Here is a 17,786-nt window from a genome sequence, read left to right as displayed (position 1 = left end):
CACTCCAGCTGTGTCCGGCGCTTCCGGCCCCTTCCCGGGCCTTCGAGCCGCCTGCCCGGGCCGTCGAACCGTCCGCCGCCGTTCCGGCGGGTTCGAACCTGCGGATGCCCACGGATGCCTACGGATACTGGTACGTGTATACACCGGCCAGCGGGCCGGTGTTGCCCGCGGCATGCTGCTGCTGAAGGTCGTGCATGTACAGGTTGAAGGGGCCGTTGCGGTCCGCGCCGTCGAGCCGTCGCGAATCGAAGTCGGCGACGTGGCTCACCTCCAACGGAGCGTTTCGGCCGCTGCCGTTGAGATGCATGTCCACCCAGATGTCGCACCCGGCGCCACCGGTCTTCGGGAAGGGTTGGCACGGTGCCCGCTCGGTATACAGCCGAGTGACGTCGTTCTGCATGCCGTTGTGCACCATCGGCAGGCCGATGGCCCGCTCGGAATGGCCGCCGTTGTTGCCGCTGCTGCCCACCAGGATGAAATCCCCGCCGCGTCCGGAAGGATCCTGGTAGTACAGCGAGGCGTAGTTGTTGCCGCCGTAGTCGTTCTGCGCCCGACGCACGTCCTCGACGGCCTGGGACAGGTCCGTGGGTTGTTGCAGGGGCTGCGATTGCACCGGGGTGCGCGGTGTGGCATTCCCGGTGTTGTTCTGCTCTTCCTTCGCGTACTTGTCGTAGCGGCCCTTGCCGCCCGGCACCGGCACCCGTTTCGGCTTGCCGCGCGGGGTGACCTCGGGATTTCCTTCCTTGTCGGTCTTGATGTTGACCTTTATCGTGCCGTCCGGATTCAGCACCCGGTCGATACCGGAATTGCCGCCCCCCGGTCGGGCCGGAACGAGTTTCCCGTCGACCAGTTGATGGACCCGGCCGTCCTCGTCGACGAAGTACACCGGTGTCCGGCCCTGCCCGGGTCGATTCTGCCCGGAGCCGCCCGGGCTCTTGCCGTCGCCGGCGCCGGTCGGGCCGCCGTTGCCGCCGGGCTTCTTCGCGTCCGGGCCGCCGATCCGCGTCCCGAACCGCTTGAGGTTCGCCTCCTCGGTCGCGGTCGTGCGCTTGGCACCGGTACGCACGTTGCCGGCGGTCTTGGCCACTGCCTGCTGGAGCGCGCCGCCCGCGCGGGAGTGGCCGGTGGACAACGGCTCGAAGACCTTGCCGAAGGTCTGGCCGAGGCTGTCCTTGTTCCAGAACGAGCCCTTGGCCTGGAGTACACCGGCCAACTTGGTGTGCGCGGCCTCGATCCGGGCGGCGGAGGCGTCGATGCCCCGGGCGCCGGACTCCACGTGTTCGGGCACGTGCTTGAACCCGTTGGCGCCCGTGGGCGGCGGACCGCCAGGCTTGCCGCCGGGGGCGCCGCCGTCCGTGCCCGGTGGGCCGGCGGGTTTGCCCGAGGTGTCGCCGGCACCGGGCCGCTTGGGCGCCTTGGGTACGGCCGCCGGTGCGTCGCCCGGCTTCGATGCGCCGGGCGCGTCGTGCCCGCTGCCCGCATCGCCGCCCTTCGGACCCTTCTTGGTCTTGCTCATCGCCGATCGCCTCCCCGTGGGCCGTCGCGCGCGTTCGACGCCCCGGGAGGAGGCGGGCCCGACCCACCGTGATGCGCACGTTCGCGGACGATCCATCGATCGGGCCGCCGCACGAACTACCCCCGTAGTGACCGAACGACGGTGTCAAACCTACGTTCGGTGTCCCGCGAGGCCAACCGGCTTCGAGTCAAGTAATGCAAAGCGGTGGGAAGTTCGGGGGTTTCCCTCGCGTCGCGCAGGCCGGCCGGCACGGGCCCGCCCCGCGCGGCCCGGCCCGGCCCGGACGGTCGGCAGATACCCCGGACCCGACGCCACGCCCGCCCGGCGGCACCGTCGCGGACTGGACGCCGGGGGTGGACGGGTGACAGCGTCGGCGGCCCGGACCACCCGAGTTGCCGGAACCCGACCGCGACTCCCGGCACTCGATCGCGATCCCGGCGCGTCCGGGACCGTCCCCGAAGCGGAGGCAGCAGATGACCACGCACGGTACGTCGGAACGGCCGTCCGAAGTCGTCCTGGAGCCGTTGCGACACCATCTCCGGCATGCGTCGGGCGAGTTCTGGATCGGCCCGGGCTGGTACCACCTCGCCCTGCGCTGCCACGAGGCGCTGGTGGCGGAGTTCCCCGCCTACGAACTGCTCGCCGTGAAACAGAAATGGGCAGCCCTGACCATCCAGGCCTTCCCCCGACCGTGGACACCCAACGGGGCCGACTGGACATCGGCGGAGGCCACCCGACTTCGGGTCGTGACAGCCGAGTTCAATCGCCTTTCCCGAACCGTCTGCGAGAACTGCGGTCGCCCCGGCTCACTCCGCACCACCCGATACCTGCACCTGACGCTGTGCGACGACTGCGAGACGTCGGTACCGCCCGGCGGACTTTGGCGGGCCACGCCCTGACACTCCGGCTCCGGCCCGCGGGTACCGTCTCGCCACGACTGCGGGCGCGGTGGCCGGCCACCGCGCCCGCGACCGGCACGACTCCCGCCGTGCGGGCCTCGATTCGGCTGCGCGATGTCGTCCCGCGCCCTCTCGGCACCCGGTCGTCCCCGCCCGGCCCGAGCGCGTGGCTACAGGCGGTCGTACCAGCCCGGGTGGCTGTTGTGCAGGGCGGCCAGGGCCAGGACTATGCGGGCGTCGACCCGGCCGGGGGGCAGTTCGTAGGAGTCGGTCGTGCCGACGCTGCCCAGGTATTCGAAGACGCGGGTGCCGTCGTGGCGCCAGATCGTGCGCAGCGGCAGCCGCGGGGCCTTGCCGCCGAGCACGGCCACGGCCATCATCAGGCCCCACAGCGGAGACAGCGCCCACCACGCGATCCACCCGAACGTGGTGCCCTTGTGCGCGTGCAGTGTGGGGCCCTCGGCCGGGCGGATCGTCCAGGAGGTGCGGCGCAGCCGGCGGATGCTGCCCTGTTCGCGATGCACCGTGGCCAGGTGTTCGCCGGCCGGTCCGGTGATGCTGTAGACCGCGTAGTCGCCGGCGGTCGAGTACGTGCCCACCGCGGCGATCCGGTGCCGGCGTGCCCGGTCGGCCCACAGGGTCAGGTGGCGGGAGGGGGAACTGCCCATGCCGTCGGTGGGCGCGGCCTCGATGTAGGCGATGTCCTCGTAGTGCCGTTCACCCTGTGGGCGGACCCGGACGATCGGGCCGACCCACGTGTGTTCGGGAACGTCCCTGGCTTCATCAGCCTGGAGCGCGCGGCGTACCTCGATTGCGGCACCCGCGCCGGTGTGAAGCGCGACGGTCATGTGCGTCCAGAGTTCGGTAAACGGCCGGTCTGAACAGCAGGGTAGACAGCCTGGCGACTCCGTGGGGAGCGAGGGAGCGAGAAGCCCGCCACAGCACGGACCGACCGGCCGGCGAAGGCCGGTCCGGTCGGTCCGATGTCGTCATGTCCGGGTGATTGTCGGGGATTTACCCGCGCCGGCCCGAGTCGAGCGCGAAGTCCGCGCGGTGGTCGACGGCCCAGCTGCGGAAACTGCGGCCGGGCTTGCCGGTGATCGCCTCGGTGGTGCCGGACAGCGGCTCCGGATCGACGGCGGACTCCCACAGATCCAGCAGTGCGTTCGCGTAGCCGGGGTCCATGTGGCGGGTCAGTCCGGCGAGCGCCTGGTCGCGGGTGACCTCGGTGAACGGCAGGTCGCGGCCCAGGACATCGGCCAGGATCGCGATCTGCTCGACGAAGGACATCGATTCGGGGCCGTTCAGGTCGAGCGTCTCGCCGAGGTGGTCGCCGGCCAGGAGCACCGCGGTCGCCACGTCGGCGATGTCGTCCTCGTGGATCGGGGCGATCTGGGCGTTCGGGTAGGGCAGTTGGATGCTGCCGGTGCCCATCAGCTGGTACTTCCAGCCGATCGAGTTGCCGGCGAACGCACCGGGGCGGAGCACCGTGTACGGGATTCCGGACTCGGCGACCGCGACCTCGACCGTGTGGTGGCCCGCCGCGAGCGGGTTGCTCTGCGGGTCGGGGGTGTTCGTCGAGGACGAGGACAGCAGCACGATGTGCCGGACGTCGGCGGCCTGGGCGGCCTTGACGAAGTCGGCGATGCCGGCGGCCTCGGCGTAGAGGAAGACGCTGGTGATGCCCTGCAACACCGCGGCGGCGTTGTCGGGTTCGCGCAGCGAGAGGCGGACGGCTTCGACACCGGGGGTCGGTTCGAGTTCGGCCGGGTCGCTGCTCGCGATCCGGACGGACCGGCTGGCGGCGACGAGGCGGGCGACGACACCGCGCGCGACACTGCCGCGGGCTCCGGTGACGAGGATGGTCGTGCTGGTCATGGTGACTCGTTCCTTGCTGGTTCGGTGGTGTGGCGGGGGGTTCGGGAGGTGCGGGGCGCTCGCGTCTCGGCGCTTTGTGCGCAGGCTTACGCCTCGTGCGGCCGGGCGTGCCGAGGGAGCAGGAATACCAGGCCGCCGGCGAGCAGGCCGAGGCAGGCCACCGCAAGGGCGCCGAAGGCCATCGCGGAGGAGGCGCTGTGGTGTTCGGCGAGTTGGAAGAACAAGGTGGTGATGCCGGCCGCGCCGAGGGCGCCGGCGAGTTGCTGCATCGCGGACAACGAACCGGAGGCGCTGCCCAGTTCGTGCTCGGCGACACCGGCCAGGATCACGTCGAACAGGGGGGCGAAGACGGCGCCCATCCCGATACCGGCGACGAACAGCGGGGCGATCAGGGCGACGCTGGTGGTGTCCGAACCGTAGTGGGTGACCACGGCGGCGAGGGCGACCAGGCCGACCATGTGCACGCCGACGCCGATCAGGAGCAGGTTGCGGCCGAGCTTGGCCATCACCTGGAAGCCGGCGATGGAGGCGACCACGATGCCGACCGCGATCGGGGCGAGGGTGAGGCCGGCCCGGAGCGGGCCGTAGTGCAGGTGCAGTTGCACGAACAGGGACGTGATCAGCATGAATCCGGTGGTGCCGGCGAAGAACGCGAGGCCGAAGAGCATGCCGGACTTGTACGCGCGGTTGCGCAGCAGCGTGGCCTCGATCAGCGAGTGGGTGCTGCGGCGCTCACGCAGGATGAAACCGGCGAATGCGACGACACCGGCGGCGAGGCAACCGAACGACCAGAGCGGCCAGTCGGCTTCGGGGCCCTGGATGAGCGGCAGGATGATCAGCGTGGAGGCGGCGGTCAGCAGCGCGGCGGCGGCGAGGTCGATCCGCACCGCGGGGTTCGGGTCGTCCCGGGGGATGTAGCGGAGGCCGCCGAGCACGGCGGCGAGGCCGAGCGGGACGTTCATCAGGAAGATCAGCCGCCAGCCGGTGCCGAACAGGTCGAGGTGGATGAGCGCGCCGGCCAGGATCGGGCCGCCGACGGCGGACAGGCCGAGCACCGGACCGAACGCGGCGAACGCCTTGCCGGTCTCGCCGGGCGGGAAGACCGACTTGAGGATGCCGAAGCCCTGCGGGATCAACAGGGCGCCGAAGGCTCCCTGGGCGATGCGGGCGGCGACGAGCAGTTCGGGCGAGGGGGACAGCGCACAGAGCAGGGACGCCGCGGCGAAGCCGCCGGCGCCCAGCAGGAACAATCGGCGTCTGCCCCAGCGGTCGCCGAGTCTGCCGCCGACCACGAGCAACACGCCGAACGCGAGCGTGTAGCCGGAGGCGAGCCACTGCAACAGCGAGGCACCGCCGCCGAGATCGTCCCGGACGGAGGGGCCGGCGACGTTGGTCACGGTGCTGTCGAGCAGGTCCATCACCTCGGCGACGAGCACGATCGCCAGGATCACCCAACGCCGGGCGTATGCGGCCGGGAGCGGGGTCTCGGCGGCGGCGGGCGCGGCCGGGTCGGCGGTGGGCTTCGGGGCGATGGCGTCGAGTGCGTCGGCGGTGGTGGACGCGGGTGCGGGGGTCATCGGTACTCCTCGGATCGGGGCCGCGCGGCCCCTGACGAGGCGATGGATGCGGCGGGATGAGCGGTGTGTCGAGCGGCGTTCGCTACGAACGCCGTTCGTTACGAACAATGTACGTACCGAACAGTGTTCCGTCAACGCCTATACTCGGGGCATGGCGAAATCACCCGGCGAACCACGCCCGTCCACCCCTTCCGCACCGGTCAGTCGGCGGACCCGACCGGCCAAGGCAGCACTCAGCGCGGACGCACTCGTGTCCGCCGCGCTGGCGATCCTGGACGCCGACGGCCTGGACGCGGTGACCATGCGCCGGGTCGCGCAGGCGCTCGACACCGGCGCCGCCTCGCTCTACGTGTATGTGGCCAACCGCGACGAGCTGCTCGCGCTGATCTACGACCGGGTGCTCGGCGAGATCCCGCTGCCGACCGTGGCCGCGGTCGGCGAGCCGTTCCCGAACTGGCGCACGGAGCTGACCACGCTCATCCGCACGGCGATCACCGTGCTGGGCGGCCATCGCGGGATCGCGACCGTGGCGCTGGGCGACGTACCGACCGGTCCCAACGCGCTCGCGCTGGCCGAGGCGATCCTGGGACTGCTGGCCGGCGCGGGCATCGACGACCTGACCCGCTCGCTCGCACTGGATCTGATCAACCTGCACATCACCGCCGCGGCGGCCGAGGAGTCGGCGTACGCCGCCAAGGGCGCCGAGGGACAGACCGAGGAGAGCGCGGTCGCGGCGATGGACGAGGCGTTCGGGCGGTTGTCCGCGACGGACTACCCGCACCTGGTCTCGATGCGCGCGACGCTGACCGCGGGGTCCGGCGACGAACGCGACGCCTGGGGCATCGAGGTCCTGCTCAACGGCATCCTGGGCACCCCGGCCCGCGGCTGATCCGACGCCGGGCCGCCGCCGGCGCGGGCCGGATCCTACCCGGTTGGACCACCGACCGACGATCTCCGGTATGGCTGTCGGGTCGTCAGATCCCCCCGACGTCCTGCCGGCGCCGTGCGGGACTCATGATCGCTCCTCCTTCCGCTCCTCGCGGTATCCCGAACCCTCCAACGGTTCGAGGAGGCGGGTTTCCCACGACAGCGGACAAATGTGACCCCTGAGTTGTATCCATCGCCTCCCCCGAGTGCACACATGAGGAGGGCCACGTCGTCGTTGTGGTGTCGTGAGCGCATTCGACGTGGGCAGATCATCAGAATGACGGTCATGGAAGATCTCGCCGAACCCGTGTCTCCCGCTCCGCACCGTCCCGCCCCCGGTGGGGTGGTTCGTACCGCGGCGGAGGTGGAGAAGCTTCGGGGCGTGCGGCGGATGAAGGTGATCGCCACCGGGTTCCTGGTGTTCGCGATCGTGTTGTACGTGCTCGCGCGGTGGGCCGAGGCGCGGGGGGCCGGGGCCTGGGCCGGATATGTGCAGGCCGCGGCGGAGGCCGGGATGGTCGGCGCGATGGCCGACTGGTTCGCGGTGACCGCGTTGTTCCGCCGGCCACTGGGGCTGCCGATTCCGCACACCGCGATCATCCCGACCCGCAAGGACGCGTTGGGGCGCAATCTCGGCGAGTTCGTCGGGGAGAACTTCCTCTCCGACGCCGTGGTGCGGCAGCGGCTGCGCCGGATGGACGTCTCCCGGCGGGCCGGCACCTGGCTGGCCGCCCCCGGGCACGCCGAGCGGGTCACCGACCAACTGGGCGTACTGGCCCGCGCGGCGCTGACCGTGCTGCGCGACGAGGACGTGCAGAGCGTGTTCGGGCAGGCGATCACCCGTCGGGTCTCCGCCCAGGCGGTGGCCCAGCCGATCGGCGAACTGCTCGACCGGCTGGTGCGCGACGGTGCGCATCGGGGCCTGGTCGACCTGGTCGCGACGAAGGCGCACGACTGGCTGGAGAACCATCGCGAGGCCGTCCTGCGGGTGGTCGACGAGGAGTCACCCGGTTGGTCGCCGCGCTTCCTGGATCGGCAGATCGCCAACAAGGTGCACCGCGAACTGGTGCGATTCGCGGGTGCGGTGCGGGACGACCCGGGGCATCCGGCCCGGGTCGCGGTGGACAACTTCCTCGCCGAGGTGGCCCGCGACCTCCAGCACGATCCGGCGATGATCGCCCAGATAGAGAGGCTGCGGGACCGCACCGTCGCGCACCCGGCGGTCCAGGAGTTGATCGCATCGGTGTGGGGCGCCGCCCGGGCGATGCTGGTCGAGGCCACCGAGGACCCGGACAGCGAACTGCGCAGCCGGGTCAACGCCGCCGTGCGCTCGCTGGCCGGCCGGCTGGCCGAGGACTCGCGTGTGCGGGGCAAGGCGGACCGCTGGATCGAGCAGGCCGCCGTGTACGTGGTGACCACCTACCGCGACGAGATCACCGCGCTGATCACCGACACCGTCGGCGCTTGGGATCCGAAGGAGACCAGCCGCAAGATCGAGATCAACGTCGGGCGCGACCTCCAGTTCATCCGGATCAACGGCACCGTCGTCGGCGCCCTGGTCGGCCTGCTGATCCACACCCTGACTCAGGTACTGAGCTGAGCCCGGGGCGGGTCGCCCACCCGCCCCGGGGCACCGCGCCGAACGCCGCGCAGGCCCCACCCGCCCCGCGAGCCGACCCGCACCCGGGCGCCGGCCCCGACCCCGGGCGCCCTCCGGCGCCCGACCCACCCGCCTACCCGGACAGTTCCTCCGCCCGCGCCTTGGCCGCCCGCAGGTCCACCTTGCCCGCCGCCGTGCGCGGGATGGACTCGACGAAGTGGATGCGCTTGGGCGTCTTGTAGCCCGCGATCAGGGTGCGGGCGTGCGCCGTGATCGCCTCCGGCGCGGGCGCGGTGCCCTCGCGCACCACCACGAGCGCGGTGACGGCCTGTCCGAAGCGCGGGTCCGGGACGCCGACCACGACCGCGTCGAACACGTCCGCGTGCGTCTTGAGCGCGCCCTCCACCTCGTCCGGATAGACCTTCTCGCCACCGGTGTTGATGGTCGCGCTGCCGCGCCCGAGCAGGATGATGCTGCCGTCCTTCTCCAGCTGCGCGAAGTCGCCCGGCAACACCCAGCGGCGCCCGGCCGCGTCCTTGACGAAGGTGGCCCGGGTCTTCTCCTCGTCGCCGTGATAGCCCAGCGGGATGTGCCCGCTGACCGCCAGTCGGCCGACGTCGCCGGAGCCCGGCTCGACCGGCATCAGGCGGTCGTCGAGCACGGTCGTGGTCGCCGACGAGGCGAACCGCGTGCCCGCGCCCGGCGCGCCGGTCTGCCGGGCCGCGGCGCCCGTCTCGGAGGCACCGAAGCTGTCGATCACGAAGACGCCGGCCTGTTCCAGGGCGGTGCGCACCGCGGTGCTCATCGGTGCCCCGCCGTTGCTGATCGCCTTGAGCGCGGACAGGTCGTAGGTGTCCGGGTTGGCCGCGAGCCAGTCCGCGAGCGGCCTGCCCATCCCGTCGCCGACCACCGCCATCGACAACGCCCGCTCCCGGGCCGCCAGCGCCATCACGGTGTCGGCGTCGAAGGCGCGCCCGGTCCACATCAGGAACGTGTTGCCCATGTAGAAGGTGTTCCACATCGACCACTGCCCGCCGCCGTGCATCATCGGCGCCAGGCCCAGCGTGGTCATCCCGGCCGACTCCCGCACCGTGTCCGCGAGTTCATCGGGCGTCTCCAGCCTGGGCCGAGCGCCGCGACCGGCCTGCAGGGCCGCGAAGAAGATGTCCTCGCCACGCCACAGCACACACTTGGGCATGCCCGTGGTCCCGCCGGTGTACAGGCCGTACAGGTCGTCCCCGCTGCGCGCGCCGAAGCCGCGTTCGGGCGAGGTCGCGGCGAGCGCGTCCTCGTAGGCCACCATGCCCTCGGTCGGTTCGGTCGAGCCGTCCTCCAGGATCAGCACATGCCGCAGCGCCGGGAAATCGGCCCGGATCGCCCGCGTCGCGCCCGCGAACGAACGTTCGGCAATCACCGCGACCATGCCCGAGTTCTCGTACAGGTAGCGCAACTCCGCTTCGACATAGCGGTAGTTGATGTTGATCGGCACGGCCCGTGCCTTGTGACAGCCGATCATCGCCTCGACCCACTCGGCGCGGTTCCACGCGTGGATCCCGACGAAGTCGCCGGGCTCGATCCCGGCGTCGAGCAGGTGGTGTGCGACGCGGTTGGCCCGCTCGTCGAGTCCACGGTAGGTCAGTCGCACCTCGCCCGCGATCAGCGCGGTGCGGTCCGGAATCGCGTCCACCACGATCTCGAAGAGGTCGGCGAGGTTGAACGACGGGCTGACGGGCGTCATGGTCGGCTCCCACGGCGGATGAACGGGCGCTTCCGAAGCCGGATCCGAGCACGGATCCGGTCCGGGTCGAAGCAGGGTCGAGTCAACTTACCCTTGACTCGATCAAAAGAATAGGTTCGCCATGATCCGGCAAAGCGCTGTCGAGGCCTCCCCGCCGGGCGGTACTTTCGCGCCGGGAAAGTCCCGAAATCACCGGCGGCTCCACGCCCGCGGTTCCGCACCGGCCCGCGCACCCGCACGCCCGCGAAGGCCCGCGAAGACCCGCGCGTCCAGGCACGCCACGCACCCGACTCCGGGGGAGACATGCGCGTTTTGGGGGGACGGTACGAACTGGCTCAGCCGGTCGGCCACGGCGGCATGGGCGTGGTCTGGCGCGGCGTCGACCGCGAACTCGGCCGCACCGTCGCGGTCAAGGTATTGCCCGCCGAGCTGACCCGGCAGCAGGAGTTCCGGGACCGGTTCCGGCGCGAGGCCCGCACGGTCGCCGCGCTCTCGCACCCGGGCGTCGCCACGCTGTACGACGTCGGCGAGGACACCACGGACGGCGAACCGACGCCCTTCCTGGTGATGGAGTTCGTCGACGGTCGCACGCTGGCCGAGGCGCTGCACGAGGGCCCGCTGCCGATCGGCCGTACCGTGGCGATCGCCCGTGACGTGGCCGACGCGCTGGTGCACAGCCACGGCCACGGCGTCGTGCACCGCGACCTCAAGCCGGCCAACATCATGCTGACCTCGTCCGGCCGGGTGAAGGTGCTCGACTTCGGCATCGCCAAGGTGCTCGCGGAGACCACCACCCGGCTCACCGCGACCGGGATGACCGTGGGCACCCCCGCCTACCTGTCCCCGGAGCAGATCGAGGGCCGGGACGTGGACGCCCGCACCGATCTGTACTCGCTCGGTGCGCTGATCTACGAACTGCTCGCCGGACGGCCGCCGTTCCTGGCCGACTCGCCGTTCGCGGTGATGCACCAGCACCTCTCCAAGCCGCCCACCCCGCCGTCCGCGATGCGCCCGCAGGTGCCCGAGGACCTGGACGCGCTGGTGCTGCGCCTGCTGGCCAAGCACCCCGACGACCGGTTCCCGACCGCGAGTCGGCTGCTCGCGGCGCTGGAGGACGTCCGAGCCCGGTCGGCGTCGGGCACACCCGCCGCCGACACCACCCGCAACCCGAACGTCGCCCGCCCGACGAGCCGTGCGACCGAACCGACCACCGAACCGACCCCGACCCCGGTCACCGCCGGCGACCGAACGCCCGCCCCGCCTCCCCCGGTCCCGCCCGCACCGGGTCCGCCCCGAATGCCGGGCATCCCGCCGTCCGTCGGCTCGGCGCCGCAGCGGTCCGGCGGTGGGCCGTGGGCGATCCGGTTCCGGCTCACCGGCGACGGCCTGCTCGCCGTCGCCGGCGGCGCGCTGTTGGCGGCCACGTGGTTGAGCGTGCGTCCGGACGGGTTCAAGGGCTTCAATCAGCTGTGCCCGGCCGTGGCCGTGCTCGCCGCCGCCGCGCTGCTGTGGTCGGCCCGACTGGCCGTGCTGCTGGTGTGGGGGCCGCTCGCCGTGCTGGCCGCCGCACTGTTCTCGGCGCCGTACCGCCGCGCCTACCGACGACAGACCTTCACCGCCTACGGCGCCACCGACCACTGGAACGCGAGCGATCTCACCAGCGAAGAATTCGCCGGCATCGCGTCGTTCGCGCTGCTCGCGCTGATCTTCCTGGTCGCCTTCCTGCGTCGGCGGGACACCCCCGGCCTCTACATCGCGGCGTTCTGGCTGTTCGCGGCCCTGACCGGCTGGTCGTGCTCGTCGATGGGCGACGAGAACATGATGATCGCCCTGTGGATCGTGCTCGGCGTGCTGGCCGCGGTCGAGCTCGCCCGGGAGATCCGGGGCCGGCGGGTGCCCGCGTCGGCGCCGAGATTGCCTCGGCATCCGATGCAACCCGGATGACCGCTCGTGCGTCGACATGATGAGGACCCGCCGGGGGATTGCCGTCCCTGACCCGGCGGGCCCGTTTCATGCCGAAGTCTTCCGATGGCACATCAGGTGCCCTTGAACTCCGGGGTCTTCTTCTCCGCGAAGGCTCGCGGACCGATCTTGGCGTCGTCGCTCATGAACACCCGCATGCCGATCTGCGACTCCAGCTTGAACGCATCTTCCTCGGTCAACTGGTCGGTTTCACGCAGAACGCGCAGGACTGCCTGAACGGCGATCGGACCATTGGCGGCGATCTGGTGGGCGATCTCCTTCGCCTTCTCCAGTGCGCCGCCGTCCGGCACGACATGCCCGATCAAACCGAGCTCCTTGGCCTCGGGCGCCTTGATGTGGCGGCCCGTGAGCAGCAGGTCGGCGGCGACAGTGTACGGAATCTGACGGCGCAGGCGCACCGCCGACCCGCCGAGCGGGAACAGGCCCCAGCGGACCTCGGACACGCCGAAGCGCGCCGACTCGCCGGCCACCCGGATGTCGGTGGCCTGAAGGATCTCGGTGCCGCCCGCGATGGCGGGCCCCTCGATCGCGGCGATCAGGGGCTTGGTGAGGGTGAAGCCCTTGAGACACCACTTCATCACGGACATGTCCATGGCCGGCCTGCCTTCGCCACCCTTGAACGCGTCGCCCGGCGCGCGCCGGCTCATCGCCTTCAGGTCGGCGCCCGCGCAGAACGCGCCGCCGGCACCGGTGAGGATGGCGACCCGGATCTCCGGGTTGTCGTTGACCTCGTCCCAGGCGGCCTCCAGGATCTCGATCATCTCGCCGGTGACCGCGTTCCGGGCCTCCGGGCGGTTCATCGTGATGATCAGGACGTGGCCGTCCCGCTCGACCAGGGCGTGGGGTTCGCTCATGTTCTGTTCGTCTCCAGGAATCACAGGGGTGCGGCGCCGGCGCGGCCGGGCCGAAGGCGGGGGCGGGTCGGCCGGATCAGGCGAACTCGCCCGCGGCCGTGGCGGCGAAGCCGGCGCCGATCCGCAGCGCCTGCTCGGTCGCGCCGCCGAGCGAGAGTTCGAGCTGCTTGGCGTGGTTGAAGTAGCGGTGCACGAAGTGTTCCTCGGCCACGCCCATGCCGCCGTGCACGTGCACCGCCGCATGGGCCACGCGGTGTCCGCCGTCAGCCGCCCAGAACTTCGCGGTCGCGATCGCCTCGCCCGCGTCCAGTCCCTCGGCGACCTGCCAGGCGGCCTGCCACGTGGTCAGCCGGATGCCCTCGACGTCGATGTACGCGTCGGCGAGCCGGTGGCCCACCGCCTGGAAGGAACCGATCGGGCGCTTGAACTGCACACGCTCGCTCGCGTACTTCGCGGTCTCGCGCATCGCCTTCTCGGTCACCCCGAGCTGGGTCGCGCACAGCGCCAGGGTGGCCCGGTCGCGCAGGTCGAGTGCCGCGTCGGGACCGCCGAGCGGCGTGCCCACGGCGTTCTCCAGGGTGACCAGCCCCGCGACCTCCTTGGCCGTGGTCAGCTGGGCCTCGATCCGCACCCCCGCGGCCTTCGGGTCGACCAGGAACACCCCGGCGTGGCCGTCCGCGTCCGCGGAGACCAGGATCAGGTCGGCGACGGTCGCGGCCGGCACCCCGGTCTTGACCCCGTCGAGGTGCCAGACCCCGTCCGTGTGCACCGCCTTGGTGGCGGGCGCGGCACCGTCCCGGCCGAACGGCTCGGCGAGCGCGTAGGTCAGGATCCGCGAGCCGTCCACGGCACCCGGCAGCCAGGCCGCCTTCTGCTCGTCCGTGCCCAGCCGGTTCAGCATGGAGGCGGCCACCGCGATCGAGGGCCCGAACGGCACCGGCGCGAGCGTGCGGCCGATCTGCTCCAGGATCAGGCACTGCTCGAAGACGCCGTAGCCGGAGCCGCCGAACTCCTCCGGCAGCCCGATCCCGAGCAGGTTGGCCTTGGCCAGCTCCGCCCACAGGTCGCGGTCGAAGCGCGGCGCGCCCTCCTGCTCGACCCTCTTGTCCAGCGCGGTGAGCGCCTCGTGGGTGACCCGCTCGCCGAGGATCCGCCCCGCCAGGCCCACCAGGTCCTGCTGTTCTTCCGTGTAACCGAAGTCCATTTCACCTGTCCTTGTCAGCGTGGTGACGGCGGGTCAGCGGGGCGGTCGCGGCAGGCCGAGGCCCAGCATCGCGATCATGTCGCGCTGTACCTCGTTGGTGCCGCCACCGAAGGTGAGGATGAGCGCCGTGCGGTGCATCTTCTCCAGCCGGCCGCGCAGCACCGCGCCGGGCGAGTCCTGCTGGAGGTAGCCGTCCTCGCCCATGCACTCCATCAGCAACCGGTAGGCCTCGGTGGCGAACTCGGTGCCGAAGATCTTGGTCGCCGACGCGTCGGCGGGGCCGACCTTGGTGCCGTGGTCGACCGACCAGGCGATCTTCCAGTTGACCAGCTTGAGGAACTCGACCTTGGCGTGCACCCGGCCGAGGTTGGCCTGCACGTGCTCACGGTCGATCACCCGGGAGCCGTCCGGCAGCACGGCCCGCTCCGCCCAGCGCCGGGTCTCGTGCAGCGCGAGCTGGATGGCCGCGGCCGAACACAGCGCCACCCGCTCACGGTTGAGCTGGCCGGTGATCAGCTTCCAACCGCCGTTGAGTTCGCCGACCATCGCCGACGCGGGCACCCGCACGTTCTCGTAGAAGGTCTGCGACGTGGTCTGGCCGCCCATGGTCTTGATCGGGGTCCAGGAGAAGCCCTCGGCGTTCGTGGGCACCAGGAACATGGTCAGGCCCTTGTGCCGCGGCGCGTCGGGGTCGGTGCGCGCGGCCAGCCAGACGTAGTCCGCGACATGGATCAGCGAGGTCCACATCTTCTGGCCGTTGATGATCCAGTCGTCGCCGTCCCGCACCGCCTTGGTGGTCAGCGCGGCCAGGTCGGTCCCCGCGCCCGGCTCGGAGTAGCCGATCGAGAAGTGCATGTCGCCGGCGAGGATCCTGGGCAGGAAGAAGTCGCGCTGCTCCTGCGTGCCGTACTCCATCAGCGTCGGGCCGACGGTGTTGATGGTCAGGAACGGCACCGCCGCGCCGGCCAGTGTGGCCTCGTCGGTGAAGATCAGCTGTTCCAGCATCGTGCGGTCCTGGCCGCCATACTCCTTGGGCCAGCCGATGCCCAGCCAGCCGTCCTCGCCCATCTGCTTGACAACGCGGCAGTACGCGCCGTCCTTGCCCATCAGGCTGGTCTCGCCCGCGGCCTGCTCGGCCCGGATCTCGGGGGTCATGATCCGCGCGAAGTACTCGCGCAGTTCCCGCCGCAGGTCCTCCTGCTCGGGTGTGTAGGCGATGTGCACGTGGTCTCCCTGGTAGCCGTGGAAAGCACCGACAGCCGGTGGTCGATCGCCGGTTGCCGGGACGGAAAGCCGGTCGCCGGGGGCGCGGCGCGGGCGGGGCGCCGGCCGGATCAGCCTCTGGGCAGGCCCAGGATGCGTTCGGCGACGACGTTGAGCTGGATCTCCCGGGTCCCGCCGCCGAGCAGGACGGCCGGCAGCGAGAGGTAGGCGGTGAGCAGTTCGCCGCCGAGGTCGGCGTGGTGGGTGCCGGCCGCGCCGATCCGGTCCAGGCGCGCGGTGACCACGGCCCGCTGGTGCTCGGTGACCGCGAGCTTGAGCACGCTGGAGGCGGCGCCCGGGTTGAGCCCGGACAACTGCTGGAGCGTCGAGCGCAGGGTCAGCGCACGCAGCGCGAAGTGCTCCGCCGCGAAGGCCCCCAGCCGACTCGCGAGCGCGCCGTCCGCCGCGGCGGCGCCGGCCTCGCCGATGTCGTCGAGCAGCCGGCCGAACGCCTGCATGCCCGGGCCGCCGGCGATCATCACCCGCTCGTTGGCCAGTGTGGTGCGGGCGATCCGCCAGCCCGCGTGCACCTCGCCGACCACCTGGTCGTCGGCCACGAACACGTCGTCGAGGTAGACCTCGTTGAACTCGGACTGGCCGTTGGACTGCTTGAGCGGGCGCACGTCGATGCCGGGCGTGGCCATGTCCACGATGAAGTAGGTGATGCCCTTGTGCTTGGCCGCGTCCGGATCGGTGCGGGCCAGGCAGATGCCGAAGTGGGCCTCGTGCGCCTTGGAGTTCCACACCTTCTGGCCGTTCAGCCGCCAGCCGCCGTCGACCTTCGTGGCACGGGTGCTCAGCGACGCCAGGTCGGAGCCGGCGCCCGGCTCGCTGAACAGCTGGCACCAGATGATCTCGCCGCGCAGCGTGGCCGGCACGTAGGCGTCGCGCTGCGCGTCGGTGCCGTGCTCCATGATCGTGGGCAGCGCGAACTCGCCGATGATCGTGCTCGGTTGGGTCAGCCCGATGCGGGCGAACTCCTGCTGGATGACCACCTGTCGGGCCGGGCTCGCGGCGATGCCGTACGGCTTCGGGTAGTGCGGCGAGACGTAGCCGAGTTCGGCCAGGCGCCGCCGACGGGCGGGCTCGGCGAGGGCGTTCGCCTCGGCCAGGTGTGCGGCCACCTCGGCCCGGAAGGCGGCGATGTCGCCCTCGTCGAGTTCGAGGTCGAAGCGCCGGGTGGGGCCGCCGCCGACGCTCGCCAGTGCGGCGCGGCCCAATTGTGCCGTCCACTCCCCCGACGGGCCCAGCCACTGGGCCAGGAAGACCGCGCGGCGCCAGTACAGGTGGATGTCGTGTTCCCAGGTGAAGCCGATGCCGCCGAGCATGGTGATGCAGTCGAGGGCGATCTCGCGGGCCGCCGGCAGGCAGACCACGGCGGCCTCGGCGGCGGCCAGGCGCAGTTGCTCGTCGGCGTCGGCGACGGTGTCGTCGGCGGCCCGGGCCCCGTCCCAGGCCGCGGCCGTGGCCAGTTGCAGCCGGGTGAACAGGGTGGCGGCCTTGTGCTTGATCGCCTGGAACGAGCCGACCGCGACGCCGAACTGCTCGCGGATCTTGACATAGGCGAGCGCGGTCTCGAAGCACCAGCGGGCCACGCCGACCGCCTCGGCGGCGGCGAGCACGGCGGCCAGGTCGCGCACCTTGGCGGCGTCGATCCCGGCCAGCACCCGGGAAGCGGTGATCTCCAGCCCGCGCGTGCGCACCCGGGCGACGCCGCGGGCGAGGTCGACCGCCTCCAGCGGGAGCACCTCGACGGTCTCCTCGCCGGCGGGCTCGACCACGAACCAGATCTGTCCGTCCCGGTCGGGGTCGGTGTCGATACGCGCGCCGAGCAGCAGGTGGGTCGCGCCGACCGCGCCCAGGACCGGTTCGGCGATGCCGTCGATCTCCCAGCCGACCCGGGTCCGGCGCGCGGTCAGGCTCGGCGCGACGGCGACCGCGCCGGTGGCGCCCTCGGCGAACAGCGGCAGCAGCGCCTTGCCGACCTCGGGGCCGCCGCAGCGGGCCAGGATGGTGCTGGTCAGCACGGTGGGCAGGTACGGGCCGGGCAGCAGGCCGCGGCCGGCCTCCTCCAGGGCGACGGCGAGTTCGAGCACACCCGCGCCCGCGCCGCCGTGCTCCTCGGGCAGGTGCACGGCGGTCAGGCCCTGGCCGACCAGCGTGTCCCAGCAGTCCGGGAGCGCACCGGCGGCGAGTTCGTCGGAGGCTCGGCGGGTGGCCTCGATCGAGGCATGGCGAGCGACGAAACCGGCGACCGATTCCGCGAACGCCCGGTGCTCGGTGGCGAATCCGATCGGCACTGTGTACTCCCTCACCAATACTTGTCTCGATCAAGTAAGCGGACAGG

At 71.7% G+C, this 17,786-nt stretch carries 13 protein-coding genes; 4 read left to right on the top strand and 9 right to left on the bottom strand.

Annotation, left to right across the window (positions count from 1 at the left end):
- Positions 1-118: 118 nt before the first annotated feature.
- Positions 119-1,516: a hypothetical protein gene (locus ACIBM5_RS14370; protein ID WP_396007131.1), complete on the bottom strand. Its 1,398-nt coding sequence runs from the start codon at positions 1,514-1,516 to the stop codon at positions 119-121.
- A 473-nt stretch (positions 1,517-1,989) separates the two neighbouring features.
- On the opposite strand from ACIBM5_RS14370, the gene ACIBM5_RS14365 reads away from it, so the two are divergent.
- Positions 1,990-2,415: a hypothetical protein gene (locus ACIBM5_RS14365; RefSeq protein WP_396007130.1), complete on the top strand. Its 426-nt coding sequence runs from the start codon at positions 1,990-1,992 to the stop codon at positions 2,413-2,415.
- Between the two features lie 170 nt (positions 2,416-2,585).
- Here ACIBM5_RS14365 and ACIBM5_RS14360 read toward each other — a convergent pair whose 3' ends face one another.
- The 3 genes from ACIBM5_RS14360 to ACIBM5_RS14350 all read right to left on the bottom strand — a co-directional run bounded on the left by ACIBM5_RS14360 (position 2,586) and on the right by ACIBM5_RS14350 (position 5,870).
- Complete coding sequence (locus ACIBM5_RS14360; RefSeq protein ID WP_391586950.1) at positions 2,586-3,263, bottom strand: hypothetical protein; 678 nt, start codon at positions 3,261-3,263, stop codon at positions 2,586-2,588.
- A gap of 166 nt (positions 3,264-3,429) precedes the next feature.
- Complete coding sequence (locus tag ACIBM5_RS14355) at positions 3,430-4,293, bottom strand: SDR family oxidoreductase (RefSeq protein ID WP_396007129.1); 864 nt, start codon at positions 4,291-4,293, stop codon at positions 3,430-3,432.
- Between the two features lie 86 nt (positions 4,294-4,379).
- Positions 4,380-5,870: an MFS transporter gene (locus tag ACIBM5_RS14350; RefSeq protein WP_396007128.1), complete on the bottom strand. Its 1,491-nt coding sequence runs from the start codon at positions 5,868-5,870 to the stop codon at positions 4,380-4,382.
- Between the two features lie 151 nt (positions 5,871-6,021).
- Here ACIBM5_RS14350 and ACIBM5_RS14345 point away from each other — a divergent pair, with 151 nt between their 5' ends.
- Positions 6,022-6,759, top strand: a complete 738-nt coding sequence (locus tag ACIBM5_RS14345) for a TetR/AcrR family transcriptional regulator (protein ID WP_396007127.1) — start codon at positions 6,022-6,024, stop codon at positions 6,757-6,759.
- A 324-nt stretch (positions 6,760-7,083) separates the two neighbouring features.
- Entirely contained in the window at positions 7,084-8,397 is a 1,314-nt protein-coding gene (locus ACIBM5_RS14340; protein ID WP_396007126.1) for a DUF445 domain-containing protein, read from the top strand.
- 133 nt (positions 8,398-8,530) lie between these two features.
- Here the strand turns inward: ACIBM5_RS14340 and ACIBM5_RS14335 are convergent, their stop codons facing one another.
- Entirely contained in the window at positions 8,531-10,135 is a 1,605-nt protein-coding gene (locus tag ACIBM5_RS14335; protein WP_396007125.1) for an acyl-CoA synthetase, read from the bottom strand.
- A gap of 303 nt (positions 10,136-10,438) precedes the next feature.
- Here ACIBM5_RS14335 and ACIBM5_RS14330 point away from each other — a divergent pair, with 303 nt between their 5' ends.
- Positions 10,439-12,079, top strand: a complete 1,641-nt coding sequence (locus ACIBM5_RS14330; protein ID WP_396007124.1) for a protein kinase — start codon at positions 10,439-10,441, stop codon at positions 12,077-12,079.
- Between the two features lie 92 nt (positions 12,080-12,171).
- Here the strand turns inward: ACIBM5_RS14330 and ACIBM5_RS14325 are convergent, their stop codons facing one another.
- From ACIBM5_RS14325 to ACIBM5_RS14310, 4 genes are all read right to left on the bottom strand, one after another.
- Positions 12,172-12,972 (bottom strand): crotonase/enoyl-CoA hydratase family protein, encoded by an 801-nt coding sequence (locus ACIBM5_RS14325; protein ID WP_391586941.1) that lies wholly within the window; start codon positions 12,970-12,972, stop codon positions 12,172-12,174.
- Positions 12,973-13,048: 76 nt separating this feature from the next.
- Entirely contained in the window at positions 13,049-14,176 is a 1,128-nt protein-coding gene (locus ACIBM5_RS14320) for an acyl-CoA dehydrogenase family protein (protein ID WP_396007123.1), read from the bottom strand.
- Between the two features lie 33 nt (positions 14,177-14,209).
- Entirely contained in the window at positions 14,210-15,400 is a 1,191-nt protein-coding gene (locus tag ACIBM5_RS14315) for an acyl-CoA dehydrogenase family protein (protein WP_396007122.1), read from the bottom strand.
- A gap of 110 nt (positions 15,401-15,510) precedes the next feature.
- Complete coding sequence (locus ACIBM5_RS14310; RefSeq protein ID WP_396007121.1) at positions 15,511-17,739, bottom strand: acyl-CoA dehydrogenase; 2,229 nt, start codon at positions 17,737-17,739, stop codon at positions 15,511-15,513.
- Between the last annotated feature and the right edge of the window lie 47 nt (positions 17,740-17,786).

Source organism: Embleya sp. NPDC050493 (assembly GCF_044458105.1).
In the GTDB taxonomy this organism is placed as follows: Bacteria; Actinomycetota; Actinomycetes; order Streptomycetales; family Streptomycetaceae; genus Embleya.
This window is presented reverse-complemented; position numbering and strand designations above follow the sequence as displayed.

What these genes read in the sequence shown, in the direction of transcription:
- ACIBM5_RS14370 (WP_396007131.1), bottom strand. Translation starts at nt 1,516, where the DNA reads ATGAGCAAGACCAAGAAGGGTCCGAAGGGCGGCGATGCGGGCAGCGGG.
- ACIBM5_RS14365 (WP_396007130.1), top strand. Translation starts at nt 1,990, where the DNA reads ATGACCACGCACGGTACGTCGGAACGGCCGTCCGAAGTCGTCCTGGAG.
- ACIBM5_RS14360 (WP_391586950.1), bottom strand. Translation starts at nt 3,263, where the DNA reads ATGACCGTCGCGCTTCACACCGGCGCGGGTGCCGCAATCGAGGTACGC.
- ACIBM5_RS14355 (WP_396007129.1), bottom strand. Translation starts at nt 4,293, where the DNA reads ATGACCAGCACGACCATCCTCGTCACCGGAGCCCGCGGCAGTGTCGCG.
- ACIBM5_RS14350 (WP_396007128.1), bottom strand. Translation starts at nt 5,870, where the DNA reads ATGACCCCCGCACCCGCGTCCACCACCGCCGACGCACTCGACGCCATC.
- ACIBM5_RS14345 (WP_396007127.1), top strand. Translation starts at nt 6,022, where the DNA reads ATGGCGAAATCACCCGGCGAACCACGCCCGTCCACCCCTTCCGCACCG.
- ACIBM5_RS14340 (WP_396007126.1), top strand. Translation starts at nt 7,084, where the DNA reads ATGGAAGATCTCGCCGAACCCGTGTCTCCCGCTCCGCACCGTCCCGCC.
- ACIBM5_RS14335 (WP_396007125.1), bottom strand. Translation starts at nt 10,135, where the DNA reads ATGACGCCCGTCAGCCCGTCGTTCAACCTCGCCGACCTCTTCGAGATC.
- ACIBM5_RS14330 (WP_396007124.1), top strand. Translation starts at nt 10,439, where the DNA reads ATGCGCGTTTTGGGGGGACGGTACGAACTGGCTCAGCCGGTCGGCCAC.
- ACIBM5_RS14325 (WP_391586941.1), bottom strand. Translation starts at nt 12,972, where the DNA reads ATGAGCGAACCCCACGCCCTGGTCGAGCGGGACGGCCACGTCCTGATC.
- ACIBM5_RS14320 (WP_396007123.1), bottom strand. Translation starts at nt 14,176, where the DNA reads ATGGACTTCGGTTACACGGAAGAACAGCAGGACCTGGTGGGCCTGGCG.